Here is a 17,297-nt window from a genome sequence, read left to right as displayed (position 1 = left end):
TTCCTCTCCCCCCTTCCCCCTCCCCCCCCCCCCCCCCCCCCCCCCCCCCCTCCCCCCCCCCTCCCCCCCTCCCCCCCCATCCCCCCCCCCCCCCCCCCCCCCCCCCCCGCCGCGGTGATGCCGACCACGAACCCGGTCAGCGGGAGAACACCGGTCACGGGCTCTCCACTTCGACCACGCCCTCTCGCACGCGCACCTCGTACACCGGAACGGAGACGTCCTCGGCGTCCAGGCACTGTCCACTGTCGAGCGTGAACCGTTCCTTGTAGACGGGCGACGCGACGACCGGGACCCCGCCCGCGTCCCCGACGATGCCGCGCGAGAGCACCGCCGCGCCGCTGCACGGGTCCCAGTTGGACAGTGCGTACCACCGGTCGCCCGGCAGGTGGAAGATCGCCACCTGCACACCGCCGTCGAGCAGCGCCGCCACCCCGGTGTACTCGGGGACCGCCTCGGCGGCGCAGACCGCCGTCCAGGTTCGTTCGATCGACGTCGTCATCGCCGCACCTCCGGGACACCCAGCATGACCGGCACCTTCTGCTCGCGCTCCGAGCGGAACGAGATCGCCGGGTCGGGGGTGCCCGGCGCGTTGACGAAGGAGGTGAACCGGGCCAGCTTCTCCGGGTCCTCCAGCACGCCCTTCCACTCGTCGGCGTAGTTGTCGACGTGCTTGGCCATCGCCGCGTCGAGGTCTTCGCAGATGCCGAGCGAGTCGTCGACGATCACCGCGCGCAGGTGGTCGAGGCCGCCGTCGAGCTCCTCGATCCACGGCGCCGTGCGCTGCAGCCGGTCGGCCGTGCGCACGTAGAACATCAGGAACCGGTCGATCGTGCGAATCAACGTCGCGGTGTCCACATCGGACACCAGCAGGTCGGCGTGCCGAGGTGTCGTGCCGCCGTTGCCACCGACGTAGAGGTTCCAGCCGTTCTCGGTGGCGATGATGCCGAAGTCCTTGCTGCGCGCCTCCGCGCATTCCCGCGCACAGCCCGAGACCGCCGACTTGAGCTTGTGCGGCGACCGCAGCCCGCGGTACCGCAGCTCCAGCTCGATCGCGAGCCCGACGCTGTCCTGCACGCCGTAGCGGCACCACGTCGACCCGACGCACGACTTGACCGTGCGCAGCGCCTTGCCGTACGCGTGCCCCGATTCGAACCCGGCGTCGACCAGCCGCCGCCAGATCAGCGGCAGCTGGTCCACGGTGGCCCCGAACAGGTCGATCCGCTGACCGCCGGTGATCTTGGTGTACAGCCCGAAGTCCTGGGCCACCTGGCCGATCACGATCAGCTTCTCCGGCGTGATCTCGCCGCCGGGGATCCGCGGGACGACCGAGTACGTGCCGTTGCGCTGCAGGTTCGCCAGGTACCGGTCGTTGGTGTCCTGCAACGTCATCTGCTCGCCGCCGAGGACGTGGCCGTTGCCCAGCGTGGCCAGGATGGACGCCACCGCCGGCTTGCAGATCGCGCACCCGCTGCCCGAACCGTAGCGGGCGATCAGCTCGCTGAACGTCGTGATGCGGGTCGCCTGGACGATCTCGAACAGTTCCGCGCGCGACTGCGGGAAGTGCTCGCACAGCGCCTTCGACTGCTCGACGCCGGCGGCGCTGAGCAGCTTGCCCAGCAGCGGGACGCACGAGCCGCACGCGGTGCCGGCACGGGTGCACGCCTTGAGCTTCGGAACGGTGTCGCAGCCGTCCTCGTGGACCGCGCGGGTGATCGCGCCCTTCGAGACCGCGTTGCACGAACAGATCTGCGCCGCGTCCGGAAGCGCGTCGACGCCGACCGCGGCACCGCCGCCGGCCGGGGCGAGGATCGCGCCCGGCTCGGCCGGCAGCGGACGGCCGACCAGCGCGCGCAGGGTGTTGTACTCGGTCGCGTCGCCGACGAGCACGCCGCCGAGCAGGGTCTTGCCGTCGTCGGTGACCACGAGCTTCTTGTAGGTGCCGGCGACCGCGTCGTTGACGGCGACTTCCAGCGCGCCCTCGGTCTTTGCGTGGGCGTCGCCGAAGGACGCCACATCGACGCCCATCAGCTTCAGCTTCGTGGACGTGTCCGGCTCCGGGAACTCGCCGGAACCGCCGGTGAGCTGGGCCGCGACGATCTCGGCCATCGCGTACCCGGGCGCCACGATGCCGTACACGCGCCCGTCGACCGCCGCGCACTCCCCGATCGCGTACACCGCCGGGTCACTCGTCCGGCAGGAAGCGTCGGTCAGCACCCCGCCGCGCGGGCCCACTTCGAGACCCGACTGGCGGGCCAGGTCGTCGCGCGGCCGGACGCCGGCGGAGAACACGACGAGGTCGACGTCGAGTTCGGTGCCGTTGCCCAGGCGCGCCACCAGCCGCGAGCCGTCGGCCTCGATGGCGTCGGTGGACGTTCCCGTGTGGACAGTCACGTCCAGCGAAGTGATGAGCCGCCGCAGCAGCGACCCGCCGCCTTCGTCGACCTGCAGCGGCATCAGCCGCGGTGCCATCTCGACGACGTGCGGGGAAAGTCCCATGTCCCGCAGCGCCTTCGCGGCTTCCAGGCCGAGCAGGCCACCGCCGATCACGACGGCCGAGCGGCGCCCGCGTCCCGGCTTGTCGACCGCCGCCGCGCGGATCGCGTCGAGGTCCTCGATGGTCCGGTAGACGAAGCAGCCGGCCAGGTCGTGGCCCGGCACCGGCGGTACGAACGGCCGCGAGCCGGTGGCCAGGACCAGCGCGTCGTAGGAAACGACGGCGCCGGACGCCGTGGTGACCGTGCGAGCGTCCCGGTCGACCGAAACCGCCGGCTCACCGAGCCGGAGGTCGACGTGCGGGTCACCCGCGTAATCCGAACCGGGCAGCGCGAGCGAAGCCGGGTCCCAGGTGTCCACGTAGGACGTGAGCGCCACCCGGTCGTACGCCGGGCGCGGCTCCTCGGACAGGACGACGATGTGCCAGTTGCCGGAAGGGTCTTCCGCGCGCACCGCCTCCACGAGCCGGTGGGCGACCATGCCGTGTCCGGCGACGACCAGGGTGGGCATCTCAGACCTCCGCTCCCGCGAGCGCCAGACCGCGCTCACTCGTGGGCTGTTCGGCGGGCTTGCGCAGGTAGACCGCCCAGGTGACGGCGAAGCACAGCCCGTAGAAGACCAGGAATCCGATGAAGGCGGGGACGCCGCTCTTCGCGTCGGCGAACGACTGCCGGAACGCCAGGTTGATGAACAGGCCGCCTTCGGCGCCGATCGCGCCGGCCAGGCCGATCAGCGCACCCGACAGCCGTCGCGCCTTGAGCAGTTCGGCCGCCTCCTCGGCGCCGTTCGCGATCGCCGTGCGGGCCTTCGCCCGGAAGATCGCCGGGATCATCTTGTACGTCGACCCGTTGCCGACGCCGGTGAGCACGAACAGCACGATGAAGGCGACCGTGAACAGCGCCAGGGACTTCGACGTCGACGCGAGGATCAGCACGACCGTGGCCAGCGCCATCCCGACGAACGTGAAGAAGGTGATCTTGCCGCCGCCGATCCGGTCGGCCAGCCAGCCGCCCGCCGGCCGCGAGAGCGAGCCGAGCAGCGGGCCGAGGAACGTCACCGCGGCCGCCTGCAGCGGGGTGCGGCCGAACTGGTTCTGCAACACCAGGCCGAACGCGAAGCTGTAGCCGATGAACGAGCCGAACGTGCCGACGTAGAGGAACGACATCACCCACGTGTGCGGGTCCTTGACGACCTCGCGCATCGCCTTGGTGTCGCCCTTCACGGTGGCGAGGTTGTCCATGTAGAAGTACGCGCACACCGCCGCGACCACGATCAGCGGGATGTAGACGAAGAGCACGATCCGAGGCGCGGTCGCGCCCGCCGTGCCGATCACCAGCAGGCCGACCAGCTGGATGGCCGCCACCCCGAGGTTGCCGCCACCGGCGTTGAGGCCGAGCGCCCAGCCCTTGTGCTTCTCCGGGTAGAAGGTGTTGATGTTCGTCATCGACGACGCGAAGTTGCCGCCGCCGACCCCGCCGAGCGCCGCGACCAGCAGGAACGTGCCGAGTGACGTCCCCGGGTGCAGCACGACCGCGGCCAGGATCGTCGGGATCAGCAGCAGCGCGGCGGACACGACCGTCCAGTTGCGACCGCCGAACTTCGCCACGGCGAAGGTGTAGGGCAGCCGCATCAGGCCGCCGATCAGCGTCGGCGTCGAGACGAGCAGGAACTTGTCGGCGGCGGAGAAGCCGAAGTCCTTGCCCATGAACAGGACGATGACCGACCACAGGGTCCAGACGGAGAAGCCGATGTGCTCGGCGAACACGGAGAACCAGAGGTTGCGGCGGGCGACCTTCTTGCCCGTCGACTCCCAGAACTCCTCGTTCTCCGGTTCCCAGTGCTCGATCCAGTGCTTTCCTTGGTGTGCCACGGTGTTCTCCTCAGTGCGGGTTCGAGTGGTCATTGCGCCGCGAGCCAGTTGGCGATGCCGCCGACGGCGTCGGTGCACCCGCCGCAGCCCGTCGTGGCTCGCGTGGCCCGCGCCAGTGCGGGAGTGTCGGTGGCCCCGGCCTTCCAGGCCTCGATCAGCCGGCCCTTGGTGACGTTGTTGCAGCGGCAGATGACCGCCGCCGCGGGCAGGTCGGCCGGGCTGGCCGCCGGGGCACTGCCGGTGGGCAGCGCGCGGCCCAGCAGGACCCCGAGGCGGTCGTCGGGCAGCGGCGTGCCACGGTCGTGGAACTGCGTGATGGACGCGGCCGCGTCGGGCAGGCCGAGCAGGATCGCGCCGGTGACGCGGTTCCCGCGGACGACGAGCTTGCCGTAGCGCCCGCCGGTGGGGTCGTTGAAGGTCAGCACCTCGGCGTCCGGGGTACCGGCCTCGAGCTGCGTCTCGCCCAGCGCGGCGAGGTCGATGCCGCGCGCCTTGAGGCGGGTGACCGCCGTGGTGCCGCGGTAGCGGGCGGCAGCGTTCGTGCCGGTCAGGACGTCGGCGAGCACCCCGGCCTGCTCCCACGCCGGCTGGATCAGCCCGGCCGGGGCGCCCGGGTGGCGCGCGCAGTCGCCCAGGGCGTGGATGCGGCCGTCGCTGGTGCGCAGGACGTCGTCGACCAGGATCCCCAGGTCGACGTCGAGGCCGGCGTCGACGGCCAGGCTCGTCTCGGCGCGGACACCGGCGGCGACCACGACCAGGTCGGCCGGGACGAGCGTGCCGTCGTCGAGCTTGAGGCCGTCGCCGGGCAGGTAGCGGGCCGCGGTGGCGCCGAACTTGAACGTCACGCCCATGTCGGTGAGCTGCCGGGCCAGCACGTGCCCGGCGGCCGCGTCGAGCTGGCGTTCCATGACGTGCCCGAGCGGGTGCACGACGGTCACCTGGTTGCCGCGCCCGGCCAGGCCGCGGGCCGCTTCGAGGCCGAGCAGGCCACCGCCGAGCACCGCGACCGGCGCGCCGAAGCGGGCGGCGTCGAGGATCTTGGCGCAGTCGTCGAGGCTGCGGAACGCGACCACGCCCGGCCCGGCTTCGAGACCTTCGACGGGCGGGATCCACGGGTTCGCGCCGGTGGCGAGCACGAGCGCGTCGTAGTCCACTGTGGATCCGTCGCCGAGCTCGACACAGCGCTTCTCGCGGTCGATGCGGGTGACGTCGACGCCGAGGCGCAGGTCGATGTTGTGGCGCGCGGCCCATTCGTCGTCGTGCAGGCGGACGCTCTCGGCGCTCATCCCGCCGGCGACGACGGCGGACAGCAGCACCCGGTTGTAGGCGGCGTGCTTCTCGGCACCGAGCACGGTCAAGCGGACCCGCTCGGCGATCGGGTCACGGCGACGGATCTCGTCGGCCAGCCGGGCACCGGCCATGCCGTACCCGACGATGACGACTTCACGGGGGCTCATGCGGCACCATCCACAGTAGACAGGGAAACGGCGCAAACCTTGAACTCCGGCATCCGGGAGACCGGGTCGAGTGCCGGGTTGGTGAACAGGTTCGCGCGCTGCTCACCGGGGAAGTGGAACGGGACGAAGACGAGGTCGGGCCGGAGACTCTGGACGAACCGCACCTTCGCGACGGTCTCGCCGCGCCGGGACCGGATCCTCGCGGGGTCCCCTTCTTCGAGCCCGGCCCGCTTCGCCGTGTCCGGGTGCACCTCGACGAACGCCTCCGGGACGACGTCGTTCAGCTCGTCGATCAGCCGGGTCTGGGCGCCCGACTGGTAGTGCTGCAGCACGCGGCCGGTAGTGGCCTGCAGCGGGAACTCGTCGTCCAGCAGCTCGGCCGGGCCGGTGTGCTCGACCGGCACGAACCGCGCGCGGCCGTCCGGGTGGGCGAACGACTCGAGGAACATCCGCGGGGTGCCGGGGTGGTCGTTCTCCGGGACCGGCCAGTGCAGAGCTTCACCGTTGCGGAGCCGCTCGTAGCTGACGCCGGAGTAGTCGGCGATCCCGCCCTTGGACGCGATTCGCAGCTCTTCGAACACCGTCTCGGCGTCACTGGGGAACCGGTTCTCCGGCTGCCCCAGCCTGTTCGCCAGGCCGTTGAGGACGTCCAGGTCGGACCGGACGCCGACCGGCGGGTCCAGGGCCCTGCGGCGCAGCAGGACGCGGCCTTCGAGGTTGGTGAGCGTCCCGTCTTCCTCGGCCCACTGCGTGACCGGGAGGACGACGTCGGCCATGGCCGCGGTCTCCGACAGCACGAAGTCCGCGACGACGAGGAAGTCCAGGGCACCCAGCCGGTCCTGGACGCGCTGCGAGCGCGGCGCCGACACGACGACGTTGCTGCCGAACACCATCAGCGCCTTCGGCCCATTCTCTTGGCCGAGCGCTTCCAGGAGTTCACTGGCGGACCGGCCGGGTCCGGGCAGGCTCTCCGGGTCGACGCCCCAGACACCGGCGACGTACTCGCGCGCGGCCGGGTCGTCGAGCTTGCGGTAGCCGGGCAGCTGGTCGGCCTTCTGGCCGTGCTCACGGCCACCCTGGCCGTTGCCCTGGCCGGTGAGGCAGCCGTAACCGGAGCCCGGCCGGCCCGGCAACCCCAGGGAGAGCGCGAGGTTGATCCAGCCGCCGACGGTCGCGGTGCCGGTGGCGTGCTGCTCGGCGCCGCGGGCGGTGAGGACGTAGGCGTTGCGGGCGGCGGCCAGCTTGGCGGCGGCGAGGCGCATGTCCGCGGCCGAAACCCCGCAGACGCGCTCGGCGCGTTCCGGCCACCACGACGCGGCGATCCGCCACATCTCGGCGAAGCCGCCGGTCCGGTCGTCCACATAGGACTGGTCGAGGTGGCCGCCTTCGACGACGGCGTGCAGGATGCCGAGCGCCAGCGCGAGATCCGTGCCGGGCGCGGGGGCCAGGTGGAGGCTCGCCAGCTCGGCGGTCGGGGTGCGCCGCGGGTCGACGACGATCAGGTCGGTGCCGCGCAGGTGCTGGGTGAACGGCGGCATCGTCTCGGCCGGGTTCGCCCCGGCGAGCAGCACGACGTCGGCGTTCTTGAGATCCGTGACGGGGAAGGGCATCCCGCGGTCCGCGCCGAACGCCTTGATCCCGGCCGCGGCGGCCGAGGACATGCAGAAGCGGCCGTTGTAGTCGATCTGCGAGGTGCCGAGCGCGACCCGGGCGAACTTGCCGAGCAGGTAGGCCTTCTCGTTGGTGAGCCCGCCGCCGCCGAAGATCGCGACGGCGTCGGGGCCGTGGTCCCGCTGGAGGTCCTGGAGCCTGCGTGCGACGAAGTCGAGGGCGAAGTCCCAGCTGACGGGCTCGAGCGCGCCGTCCACCCGGATCATCGGGGTGGTCAGCCGCCGCGGCGAGGTCAGCAGCGAGCCGGCGGTCCAGCCCTTCTGGCACAGGCCGCCGGCGTTCACCGGGAAGTCCCGCGGTGTGACGCGGGCGCCGTCGAGGGTCATGCCGCACTGCAACGCGCAGTACGGGCAGTGGGTGTCGACCTGCGGCACGGGCACCTCCTCGGCGTTCGGGATTGCCCTGACGCTAAGGAGGCCGTGTTAACCGGATTCGACCGAATGTTTCAGGCAGTTGACATTGCAGCGGAAGTCACGCGGCCCCGGCGGTGAGATGGCGGTCCGCGGACGCGGCCCCGGTGCGCTGCCGCGATGATCCCGGTGGCGGCCGCGTCGCGTCCCAACAGGGATTCGGCCCAGCGGGAGGTGCCGTGCCCGGCTCGGGCCGGTGCCGTTCACGCCCGCGTAACGCGGAACCGCTCGTGGGGCGGGTCACACTGCTCAGAGCACGCCGCTGACTTCCCGGGCGGCCGCTCGCAGGCCGTCCAGCGACGCCTGCGTCGACCGGGGGTTGAGCGCGTTGGACGCCAGCCGGAACAGCACCGCGCGCAGCAGCAGCTGCGGCCACTCCGGCAGGTGCGCCCACCGCTCCAGCAGCTCGCGCGTCGCGCCGCCCCAGGCCAGGGCGTCCACCGCGACGATCGCCGCGCCGTACTCGCCCGGCCGGTAGTACGGGACGAAGTCGACGACGCCCGGGGCCGCGTCGCCGTCGAACAGCAGCCCGGCCAGGAGCTCGCCGTGGGCGACCTGCAGCGGCAGCCTGATCGGGCGGCGGGCGCCGGCGAGGACCTCGAACCAGCGGCCGCCCTTCGTCTCTTCCAGGGGGACCTCGAGCTCTTCCCACGCGACCCGGTCGGCGACCGCGTCGATGTCGCGCCGGCCGGCGAGGAAGTCCGGGCGGGGCAGGCCGATGGTCGCGCGGTGCAGTTTCACCGCCGCCAGCACCGACGCGTCGCCGCGGTGCTCCGGCGTGCCGGGAACGAACCGGGACGCCGTCCAGCCGCCGACGATCCAGCGGCCGTCGCTGGAGCGGACCGGTTTCGCGACCCGCAGGCCCGGTTCGTGGACGTAGTCGAGCGCGCGGGCCGTCCACAGGGTCCGGGCCTTGTCGGTGACCGGCTTGAACACGAGGTCGCCGCAGTGCCAGGCCGTCGAATCCGGCAGTGGCTCCGCGGCGTCGCCAACGCCGCCGAAAGCCGCGCAGACGTGCGCCGGAGGACGTTCGAGGATTGTCCGCACAACTGGTGACGGTACCCGGCCGAGTGGCCCACGTTCGAGAAGACGCGCTGGTCACGCACGGTTTTGCGGCGTGCCCGAAATGCCGTGAAGGCCTCCTTACCGGCTCAAGAAGCCGACAAGGAGGCCTTCACGGACCACCACTGTCAGTAGGTCGGCAGGCTCGGGTCGATCTGCTTGGCCCAGGCGAGGACCCCGCCGCCGAGGTGCGTCGCGTCCTTGAAGCCGGCCGCGTGCAGCGCGGCGAGGGCCTCCGCGGACCGGGCGCCCGACTTGCAGTGCAGGACGATCGGCTTGTCCTGCGGCAGCTCCGCCAGCGCCTCGCCCGAGAGGATGCGGTCCTTCGGGATCAGCGTCGCGCCCTTGATGTTGACGATCTCGTACTCGTGCGGCTCGCGGACGTCGATCAGGGCGAAGTTCTCGCCGCTGTCGAACTTGGCCTTGAGCTCGGCCGGGGTGATGGTGCTGCCCGTCGCGGCCTGCGCGGCCTCGTCGGACACCACCCCGCAGAACGCCTCGTAGTCGATCAGCCCGGTGATCTTCGGGGTCTCCGGATCCTTGCGGATCTTGACCTCGCGGTACTTCATCTCCAGCGCGTCGTAGCTGATCAGGCGGCCGAGCAGCGTCTCGCCGATGCCGGTGATGAGCTTGATCGCCTCGGTCACCATGATCGAGCCGATGGACGCGCAGAGCACGCCCAGCACGCCACCCTCGGCGCAGGAGGGAACCATGCCCGGGGGCGGCGGCTCCGGGTAGAGGTCGCGGTAGTTGAGGCCCTTGCCGTTCGGTGCGTCCTCCCAGAACACGCTGACCTGGCCCTCGAACCGGAAGATCGAGCCCCAGACGTACGGCTTGCCCAGCAGCACCGCGGCGTCGTTCACGAGGTAGCGCGTGGCGAAGTTGTCGGTGCCGTCGACGATCAGGTCGTACTGCCCGAAGATCTCCAGCGCGTTCGACGAGTCCAGCCGGTCGGTGTGCAGGTGCACCTTGACCAGCGGGTTGATCTCGGCGATCGACTCCTGCGCGGACGCGGCCTTGAGCTTGCCGACGTCGGACTGGCCGTGGATGACCTGGCGCTGCAGGTTCGACTCGTCCACGACGTCGAAGTCGACGATGCCGAGCGTGCCGACCCCGGCCGCGGCCAGGTACAGCAGCGCGGGGCTGCCGAGGCCGCCGGCGCCGATGACCAGGACCTTCGCGTTCTTGAGCCGCTTCTGCCCGTTCACCCCGACGTCCGGGATGATCAGGTGACGGCTGTACCGGGCCACCTCTTCCTTGGTGAGCTCGGCAGCCGGCTCGACGAGCGGCGGCAGTGCTGACATCGGGTCCTCCATCTCGCGCGGATCGCGTCCATCCCACTATGCACAACGCGCGCAGGCAAATAGACCTTCCCGCGTCCGGATGGTGGGACAACCCACCGCTTTCCGAGCTACTGGGGCGTGGGGTTCGGCCAGGAGTTGGTCTTGCAGATGCGGCCGTCCTTGGCGACCTTGCCCTTGTCGCCGCCGGGGATGTCGTTGAGCATCGACACGTAGTCGTCGTTGACGCCGAAGGACTGCTGCATCATCACCGGCGCCGGCTGGTCGGTGCCGCCGCAGCCGACGTGCTGGTTGCCCAGTGCGTGCCCGACCTCGTGGTTGATGGCGTACTGCCGGTACCCGGTCATGTCGGCGCCGTACGCCTTCGCGCCGCGCACCCAGCGGGCCAGGTTGATCAGCACGCGCCCGAGGCTCTTGCGGTAGCAGGAGGCTTCGAACTTGATCTGGAACCCGCAGGCGTCCGGCCGGTGGGTGGTCTCCGGCGTGGTGAGGCTCACCTTGAAGGTCGGGTTCGGGAAGTTCGCGTCCACGCGCTGGAACGCGATCTTGCCGTCCCAGGTCCAGCCCTGGGTGGGATTGGACAGCGTCCCCTCGACCGCGGTGGCGAAGGCGTCGTCACCGGCGTAGCTCGCCGGGTCGATGCCGTCCTCGACCTCGATCGTGTACGTGTACAGCTTCCCGGTGCCGACCTTCGGCCCGCTGCCCGGCACGACGTGCCACTTGCCGGCGCCCGCCTGCGTGAACGGGATGCCGTTCGGCAGGTCCGCGGTCGGCACCTTGAGGTCGACCGGCGTGGCCGGGTTCTCCGGGATGGCCTGCTCGCCGTTGCCGTCGATCGCGCCGCCCGCCGCGTCGCCGCCCGCCGACTCGACACCCGCGGGGGTGCCCTGTTCGGCGATCGGCTCGGCCGGGCTGTTCGCGGTGTTGACGACCACGAGCACGGTCAGCACCACGAGGATCGGCAGAGCGTAGACGCGCCAGCCGTAGGTCTTGGTGAACTTCGCGAAGCCGCCGGCCTTCGGTGGCTCCGGCTTCTCGCGCGGGGTCTCGACGTGCGGCTTCCAGGAAGCGCTCAGCGGCTCGGCGCTGGTGCGCCGCCCGCCGGGGCGGTAGCGGTCCTCGCCGACGCGCTGGGCCGGCTGCCGGGCCGGGCGGTACTGACCGGTCCGCGGGGAGTCCCCGGGCTCCGGCGCGCGTCGCGCCGACGCGCGGTGGGGAGCCCGCCGATCTTCGCCTCGCGCGTCGTGCTTCACCCGGTCCACCGCACCAGGGTGCCACAGCGCCACCGAACCGTTATCGGCGACTGGCGGTCCACCCGGGGGTTGTTGCCGCCCGATCGGGCTACCAAGTCCCGGCTTCCACGTGCTCCCACATGCCGAGCACGGCCTTCGCCACGACGACCGGGCGTTCCATCTGCGCGACGTGCCCGGTTCGCGGCAACACGAGCAGGCGGGCCTTCGGGATCGCCCGGGCCGTCCGCATCGCGCGTCGCACGGAGATGATGCGGTCCTCGCGGCCCCACACCACCAGGGTCGGGGCCTGCACCCGCGGGGCCGACGACCAGAGCGACGCCTTCCCGAGCGTCGACCACGCCCGGAAGATCGCGAACGTGCTGCGCGCCATGGCGGGGTTGGCCCAGGTGAACCCGGCGCGGGCGCCGTGCTCCTCGGCCAGCTCGTCCAGCCGGCTCTCCGGGAACCGCGACGGGTCGGCGAAGCACAGCTTGATCACCTGCGCGGCGCGTTCCCGCGGGCCGAGGGCGGCCAGCTGCGCCCGCACCCGCGCGCCGACCAGCGGCAGGTAGGCCAGCGCCATCCGCGGGTCCGACAGCCGCCGCGGGTCGGGGCGGCGGTCCGGCATCGCGGGCGAGATCAAGGTCAGCGTCTTGACCAGCTCGGGCCGGCGTTCGGCGATCATCAGCGCGATCGCGCCACCCATGGAGTTGCCCAGCAGGTGCACCGGCGCGCCGACGTCCTCGATGTGCCGCCCTACGACCTCGGCGTGCGCCCGGAGGCTGAAGTCGAAGCCCTTCTCGGGCTCCGAGTAGCCGAAGCCGGGCAGGTCGGGCGCGGTGCCGCCGGCGACCGGCGCGAGCAGCGCGGCCAGGTCGGTCCAGTTCGTCGACGAGCCGCCGAGGCCGTGGACGTAGACCGCGGGCACGCCGTCCGGACCCGGTGTGCGGCGGACGTGCAGGCGCGCCGTGCCGACTTCTTCGAAAGTCGCCGGCCAGGGCGGCAGGATCGGCTCCAGGGACGGCAATTCCCTGGTCGAAAGGGGCACGTGGGTCAGCGGCGCCCGGGTGGTCGCGGCGGTGTTCACGGGTCCAGGATGCCCGACACTTGGCAAGGCATACATACCGGCGAGTAATCTTCAGGACGACTTCACGCGGTGGCGACCCCGCCCGTCGAAGGACGATGACGGGAGGATGGGCATGACGGAGATGACGCGGCTGCAGCAGCGCGGGGTGCGCCTGCCCCGGACGGAACGGCGGGCCCAGCTTCTCGCGGCGGCACAGCGGGTCTTCGCCGAGAACGGCTACCACGCCGCCGCGATGGACGAGATCGCCGAAGTGGCCGGTGTCAGCAAGCCGGTGCTCTACCAGCACTTCCCCGGCAAGCTGGACCTGTACATCGCGCTGCTGGAGAGTCACGTCGACGAGCTGGTGAGGCGCGTGCAGACGGCACTGGACTCGACGACGGAGAACCGTCAGCGCGTCCCGGCGACGGTCGGCGCGTTCTTCGACTTCGTCAGCAACGACGCGGGCGCGTTCCGGATGGTGTTCGAGTCCGACCTGCGCGGCGAGCCGGCGGTCCAGGAAGCGGTCGACCGCGCGACGTCGGCGAGCGTGGACGCGATCACGGACACGATCACGGCGGACGCGGGCCTCGACGAGGACAAGGCGCGGCTGCTGGCGGTCGGGCTGGTCGGGATGAGCCAGGTCAGCGCCCGGTTCTGGCTGCAGCACCACCAGTCGATGAGCCGTGAGGAGGCCGTCGCCTTGACGGCCAACCTGGCCTGGCGAGGCATCGGCGGCGGCTTCCCCCTCAAGGACTCCTGACCCGGCCCAACGCCGCCACTTTCGTCGGGAAAGTTCCGTTTTCGGCCTCCGAAAGCGGAACTTTCCCTAGGAAAGATGCATTGTTTACCGGGCGTCAACGAGGGCGGCCGTGCGAAGCAGCGCGTTGATGCGGCGCGCGACCTCGAAGGGGCGTTCCTGCGGGAGCATGTGGCCCGCTCCCGGGTAGCGGACGAACTCCGCGTGCGGCAGCTCGTCCGCGATCACCTTCGCGTGCGCCAGCGGGCACAGCCGGTCCTTCTCCCCCGCCAGCACCACCGATGGGACGTCGCAGAGCGCGCCCAGGCCGCCGACGCCGCGGTGGGCCGCGATCGCGTCCAGGAACAGCCCCGCGCTCGCCGGATGCGCGGCCAGCAGCTGCTCGACGACGCTGTCCACCTGCTCGCGTCCCGGGCGAAGCCCGAACACCAGCCGCCGGGCACCCGAGCGGACCATCCCCGGCCGCAGCCGCAGCGTGTCCGACCGCAGCCGGGCGAGCAGGCGGGCGACCCGCGGCTCGAAGCGCGTCACGCCCCGGCCGACCAGGCCCGGGAACCCCAACGTCAGCTTGTCCATGTCCCCCGACGACGTCGCGACGAACGCCGCTCCGGCAAGCCGTGAAGCGACCAGCCGCGGGTGCCGTTCGGCGAGCACCATGAGCGTCATGCCGCCCATCGAGTGCCCGGCGAGCACCAGCGGCCCCTCCGGCACGCGGTCGGCGATCACCTCGGCCAGGTCGTCGGCCAGCCGCGCGATCGTCGCCGAGCCCGGGCGGGCGTGCGCCGAGCCGCCGTGGCCGCGCAGGTCGTAGCGCAGGACGCGCACGCCGGGGTCGAGGTGCGGCAGCACGAAGTCCCACGTCCGGTGGTCCTGCGTCCAGCCGTGCACCAGCACCAGCGTCACCGCCGAGTCGGCGGGCCCCGACTGCGAGACGTGCAGCGCGGCGCCGTCGCTCGCGACGAACCGGTGCTCGATCGACGGGTCGCGCAGCCGCGACGCGGTGGTCACCGGCCCGCCGGGAGCAGGAACGACTTGCGCCAGAAGTACTTCCCCGGCAGCCCGACCAGGCCGGACTCCTCCAGGAATGGCATGATCTTCTCCCCCGCCCACGCGATCGTCCCCTGCCAGTGCGGGTTGTTCAGGGCCGCTTCGACGCCGTCGCGCGGCCGGATGCCGACCGCCTTGTAGACGTTCGGGTTGATGAACGCCCGCGTCACGAAGTACGAGATGAGCGCGATGATGAACTGCTGGTAGGCGATCTCGGCCTTCGACAGCTTCGCCATGCCGCGCGTGACCTCTTCGCGGGCGAAGGTGACGTGCCGCGCCTCCTCCAGCACGTGGATCCGGTTGACCATCCGGACCAGCGGCTGGACGCCGTCGTCGTTCATCTGCTCGCGCTGCAGCCGGTCGAGCACCTCTTCGGCGACCAGGATCGCGCCGTAGCGCGCCGGGCCGTAGGAGATCGTCGGCATCAGCTTCGCCAGCCTCCGCAGCCACGGCACCGGGCCGTAGGCGGGGCAGCCGATCCGCGACGCCATCCGCGCGAACATCGTCGAGTGCCGGCATTCGTCGGCGATCTCGGTGAGGGCGAACTGCGCGTGCGCCGACGTCGGGTCCTGCTCGTAGACCTCCTTGAGCAGCATCTGCATCAGGAGGATTTCGAACCACAGCCCGGTCGTCGCGACGCTGGCGACCTCGTGCTTGCCCAGCTCGATGCGCTGCTCGGGGGTCAGCTTGTCCCAGAGCTCGGTGCCGTAGAGCGAGGAGCGCTCGTCGAGGATGAAGCGCTTGCCCTCGACCAGGGGCGCCGTCCAGTCGATGTCGACGTCGGGGTCGTAGAACTTGTTCGCCGACGACTTGAGCAGCCGCTCCGCGGTCTTTTCGCGATCCGGTTCCTTCAGCGTCCGCGTCATTGCCGACACCCCTTCCGCAATGTGTAACTTGAGGTAACAGTTACCTGTGCGTAGCATGAGCCTCGTGATCGAACGTGTCAAGCGCTCCGGCAAGCCGTCCGCCCGCGACGAAGGGGCGACCGGCGACGCCCGGCGCGACCGCTGGCGCAAGCACCGGATCGCGCGGCGCAAGGAGTTCGTCGAGGCGGCGCTGCGGGCGCTCGACACCCACGGCCCGGACCTCGGCATGGAGGACGTCGCCGCGGAGGCCGGTGTCACGAAACCGGTGCTGTACCGGCACTTCGACGACAAGGCCGACCTCTACGTGGCCCTCGGCCAGCGCGGCACGGAGATCCTCTTCGAGCGCCTGATCCCGGCGATCAACGCCGAGCTCGCGCCGGTCCCGCGGATCCGGATGGCCCTCGACGCGTTCTTCACGGTGATCGAGGAGCACCCGAACCTGTACCGGCTGCTCGCGCACGGCCGGCCGGAGAAGCCGGTGTCGTCGGACGTCGTGGCCGAGGACAAGGAACTGATCGCGACGGCGCTGACGGCGCTGCTGGGCGACTACATGCGGATGTTCAACATGGACTCCGGCGCGGCCGAGCCGTGGGCGCACGGCATCGTCGGCATGGTCCAGAACACCGGCGAGTGGTGGCTGGACCGCCGGTCGATGGGCCGCGACGCGGTGGTCGAGTACCTGACGCAGATCATCTGGGCGGCGATCGACGGGCTGACCCGCCAGAACGGCGTGGTCATCGACCCGAACCTGCCCCTGGAGGCCAACAAGGTGGTCCAGCTGGGCCGCACGGAATCCGATGCGCGCGAGGAGACGTCATGAGCGACCACGAGGAAGACGGCTACAGCGGTCCGGCCACGCTGGAGGTCGACGGCGTGTCCCTGCCGGTGACGGTCGAGCTGCGCGGCTACTTCCAGCCGATCGACGGCTTCTACCGCTGGTACGGCCGGGTGGCGGTGAACGAGGAGCTGACGAAGCTGGCGGGCGGCAAGAAGAAGCCGGTGTCCATCCAGGCCGGCGAGTACACGGCGACCGGCGAGCTGTCGGACCCGGACCCGTGGGGCCGCTACCGCGTCATGGGGACCAGCACCCCGCCGTTCCACGTCCCCACGTCCCTCGAAGAGCTCAACGCCTGAAAGCCGTGAACCGGTGCGGCCACCCCGCGCGGTGGCCGCACCGGCCGGCTCAGGGGGTGCGCGGGCCGGGCAGCTCGCGGCCCGGCAGCCAGCCGTTCGGGATGTCCGTCGCCCGCCACTTGCGGACGCTGAGCCGGATCGCCGTGACCGGCGCGTCGAGGAACGGCGCCGCCTCCGGCACCTTCGCGACCAGGAGCGAGCGCACCAGCGCCTCGTCGTCGGCCGGGACGACCTCCGCGAGGGCCTGCGCCTGCAGGAACGGCTGCATCGGCGAGCCCGTCGAGACCACCACCGAAACGACCGGGTGCTCGCGGACCGCGGCCAGCGTGCGACCCCGGTCCTCGAGCACCAGGTTCAGCGTGAACGGCCCCGTTTCCGCGAAGTACACCCCGCCGACCCACGGGCCGTCGCTGCCCGACGTCGCGAGGAACATCGACTTGTGCGCGGCGAGGGTGTTCCGCACGAGATCCGCCACGTCGCCGGCCATCGGCTCGACAGTGGTCATCCTGGTTGCTCCCGGAGTGGTCCGTCCGGGCCCCGTGGCGCCGGATCGCCAGCCGAAGCTAGGCGGCGGAATCGCGACACACCAAGGAGGACCGTTCGATCCGGTGAACCCGGTCACCGGATCGAAAACCCGGAGTGCACGAAGGCCACCCCGGAACGTCCCGGGGTGGCCTTCGTCCGTTCGAGACGAGTCAGTCGCCGACGCCGAAGCCGACCTTGCGGACGTCGGACGGGGCGATCTCGACGTACGCGATGCGGTCGGAGGGGACGATGTACTTGCGCCCCTTCTCGTCGTTGATGCGGAAGAGCCCGTCACCGGCCGTCAGGGCCTCGGCGACCAGCTTCTCCACCTCTTCGGGAGACTGGCCACTGGACACCACCAGCTCGCGCGGCGTGTCCTTGATGCCGATCTTGACCTCCACGTGGG

Annotated in this window: 16 protein-coding genes; 3 read left to right on the top strand and 13 right to left on the bottom strand. The window is 71.4% G+C overall.

What is annotated here, in order from left to right; all coding sequences use genetic code 11:
• Nucleotides 1-154: 154 nt before the first annotated feature.
• The 9 genes from nirD to ACZ4TR_RS41225 all read right to left on the bottom strand — a co-directional run bounded on the left by nirD (nucleotide 155) and on the right by ACZ4TR_RS41225 (nucleotide 12,619).
• Entirely contained in the window at nucleotides 155-499 is a 345-nt protein-coding gene (gene nirD, locus ACZ4TR_RS41265) for a nitrite reductase small subunit NirD (RefSeq protein WP_465293555.1), read from the bottom strand.
• Nucleotides 496-3,003, bottom strand: coding sequence for a nitrite reductase large subunit NirB (gene nirB / locus ACZ4TR_RS41260; RefSeq protein WP_465293554.1), 2,508 nt, complete (start codon nucleotides 3,001-3,003; stop codon nucleotides 496-498). The genes nirD and nirB overlap by 4 nt, the downstream gene beginning before the upstream one ends.
• Before the next feature lies 1 nt (nucleotide 3,004).
• Entirely contained in the window at nucleotides 3,005-4,396 is a 1,392-nt protein-coding gene (locus tag ACZ4TR_RS41255; protein ID WP_465293553.1) for a nitrate/nitrite transporter, read from the bottom strand.
• Nucleotides 4,393-5,820, bottom strand: coding sequence for an FAD-dependent oxidoreductase (locus ACZ4TR_RS41250; protein WP_465293552.1), 1,428 nt, complete (start codon nucleotides 5,818-5,820; stop codon nucleotides 4,393-4,395). The genes ACZ4TR_RS41255 and ACZ4TR_RS41250 overlap by 4 nt, the downstream gene beginning before the upstream one ends.
• Nucleotides 5,817-7,865: a molybdopterin oxidoreductase family protein gene (locus ACZ4TR_RS41245; RefSeq protein WP_465293551.1), complete on the bottom strand. Its 2,049-nt coding sequence runs from the start codon at nucleotides 7,863-7,865 to the stop codon at nucleotides 5,817-5,819. The genes ACZ4TR_RS41250 and ACZ4TR_RS41245 overlap by 4 nt, the downstream gene beginning before the upstream one ends.
• A 285-nt stretch (nucleotides 7,866-8,150) precedes the next feature.
• On the bottom strand, nucleotides 8,151-8,948 hold the full coding sequence (locus ACZ4TR_RS41240; RefSeq protein ID WP_465293550.1) for a TIGR02569 family protein: 798 nt from the start codon (nucleotides 8,946-8,948) through the stop codon (nucleotides 8,151-8,153).
• A gap of 143 nt (nucleotides 8,949-9,091) precedes the next feature.
• Nucleotides 9,092-10,267 carry an adenylyltransferase/sulfurtransferase MoeZ gene (moeZ, locus tag ACZ4TR_RS41235; protein ID WP_465293549.1) on the bottom strand — a complete coding sequence of 392 codons (1,176 nt, stop codon included), beginning with the start codon at nucleotides 10,265-10,267 and terminating at the stop codon, nucleotides 9,092-9,094.
• A gap of 107 nt (nucleotides 10,268-10,374) precedes the next feature.
• Complete coding sequence (locus ACZ4TR_RS41230) at nucleotides 10,375-11,526, bottom strand: DUF3152 domain-containing protein (RefSeq protein ID WP_465293548.1); 1,152 nt, start codon at nucleotides 11,524-11,526, stop codon at nucleotides 10,375-10,377.
• Between the two features lie 79 nt (nucleotides 11,527-11,605).
• Nucleotides 11,606-12,619: an alpha/beta fold hydrolase gene (locus tag ACZ4TR_RS41225; protein WP_465293547.1), complete on the bottom strand. Its 1,014-nt coding sequence runs from the start codon at nucleotides 12,617-12,619 to the stop codon at nucleotides 11,606-11,608.
• A 76-nt stretch (nucleotides 12,620-12,695) separates the two neighbouring features.
• Between ACZ4TR_RS41225 and ACZ4TR_RS41220 the strand changes: the two genes are divergently transcribed.
• A complete protein-coding gene (locus ACZ4TR_RS41220) occupies nucleotides 12,696-13,322 on the top strand; it encodes a TetR/AcrR family transcriptional regulator (RefSeq protein WP_465293546.1) in 627 nt (208 codons plus the stop codon).
• A gap of 84 nt (nucleotides 13,323-13,406) precedes the next feature.
• Here ACZ4TR_RS41220 and ACZ4TR_RS41215 read toward each other — a convergent pair whose 3' ends face one another.
• On the bottom strand, nucleotides 13,407-14,327 hold the full coding sequence (locus ACZ4TR_RS41215) for an alpha/beta fold hydrolase (RefSeq protein ID WP_465293545.1): 921 nt from the start codon (nucleotides 14,325-14,327) through the stop codon (nucleotides 13,407-13,409).
• A complete protein-coding gene (locus ACZ4TR_RS41210) occupies nucleotides 14,324-15,232 on the bottom strand; it encodes an AurF N-oxygenase family protein (protein WP_364523763.1) in 909 nt (302 codons plus the stop codon). The genes ACZ4TR_RS41215 and ACZ4TR_RS41210 overlap by 4 nt, the downstream gene beginning before the upstream one ends.
• Before the next feature lie 55 nt (nucleotides 15,233-15,287).
• Between ACZ4TR_RS41210 and ACZ4TR_RS41205 the strand changes: the two genes are divergently transcribed.
• On the top strand, nucleotides 15,288-16,052 hold the full coding sequence (locus ACZ4TR_RS41205; protein WP_465293544.1) for a TetR/AcrR family transcriptional regulator: 765 nt from the start codon (nucleotides 15,288-15,290) through the stop codon (nucleotides 16,050-16,052).
• A complete protein-coding gene (locus ACZ4TR_RS41200) occupies nucleotides 16,049-16,366 on the top strand; it encodes a DUF4873 domain-containing protein (protein WP_465293543.1) in 318 nt (105 codons plus the stop codon). Before ACZ4TR_RS41205 ends, ACZ4TR_RS41200 begins: the two co-directional genes overlap by 4 nt.
• Nucleotides 16,367-16,415: 49 nt before the next feature.
• Here the strand turns inward: ACZ4TR_RS41200 and ACZ4TR_RS41195 are convergent, their stop codons facing one another.
• Both ACZ4TR_RS41195 and ACZ4TR_RS41190 read right to left on the bottom strand, forming a co-directional pair.
• The gene (locus tag ACZ4TR_RS41195; RefSeq protein ID WP_465293542.1) at nucleotides 16,416-16,871 is read right to left on the bottom strand and encodes a pyridoxamine 5'-phosphate oxidase family protein; all 456 of its coding nucleotides are present in this window, start codon (nucleotides 16,869-16,871) and stop codon (nucleotides 16,416-16,418) included.
• A 190-nt stretch (nucleotides 16,872-17,061) separates the two neighbouring features.
• On the bottom strand, nucleotides 17,062-17,292 hold the full coding sequence (locus ACZ4TR_RS41190) for a DUF3107 domain-containing protein (protein WP_013223016.1): 231 nt from the start codon (nucleotides 17,290-17,292) through the stop codon (nucleotides 17,062-17,064).
• Nucleotides 17,293-17,297: the final 5 nt, after the last annotated feature.

The organism is Amycolatopsis sp. NPDC028719 (assembly GCF_055565395.1).
Note: the sequence above shows the minus strand (reverse complement) of the source record. Positions and strands in the feature narration are given on the sequence as shown.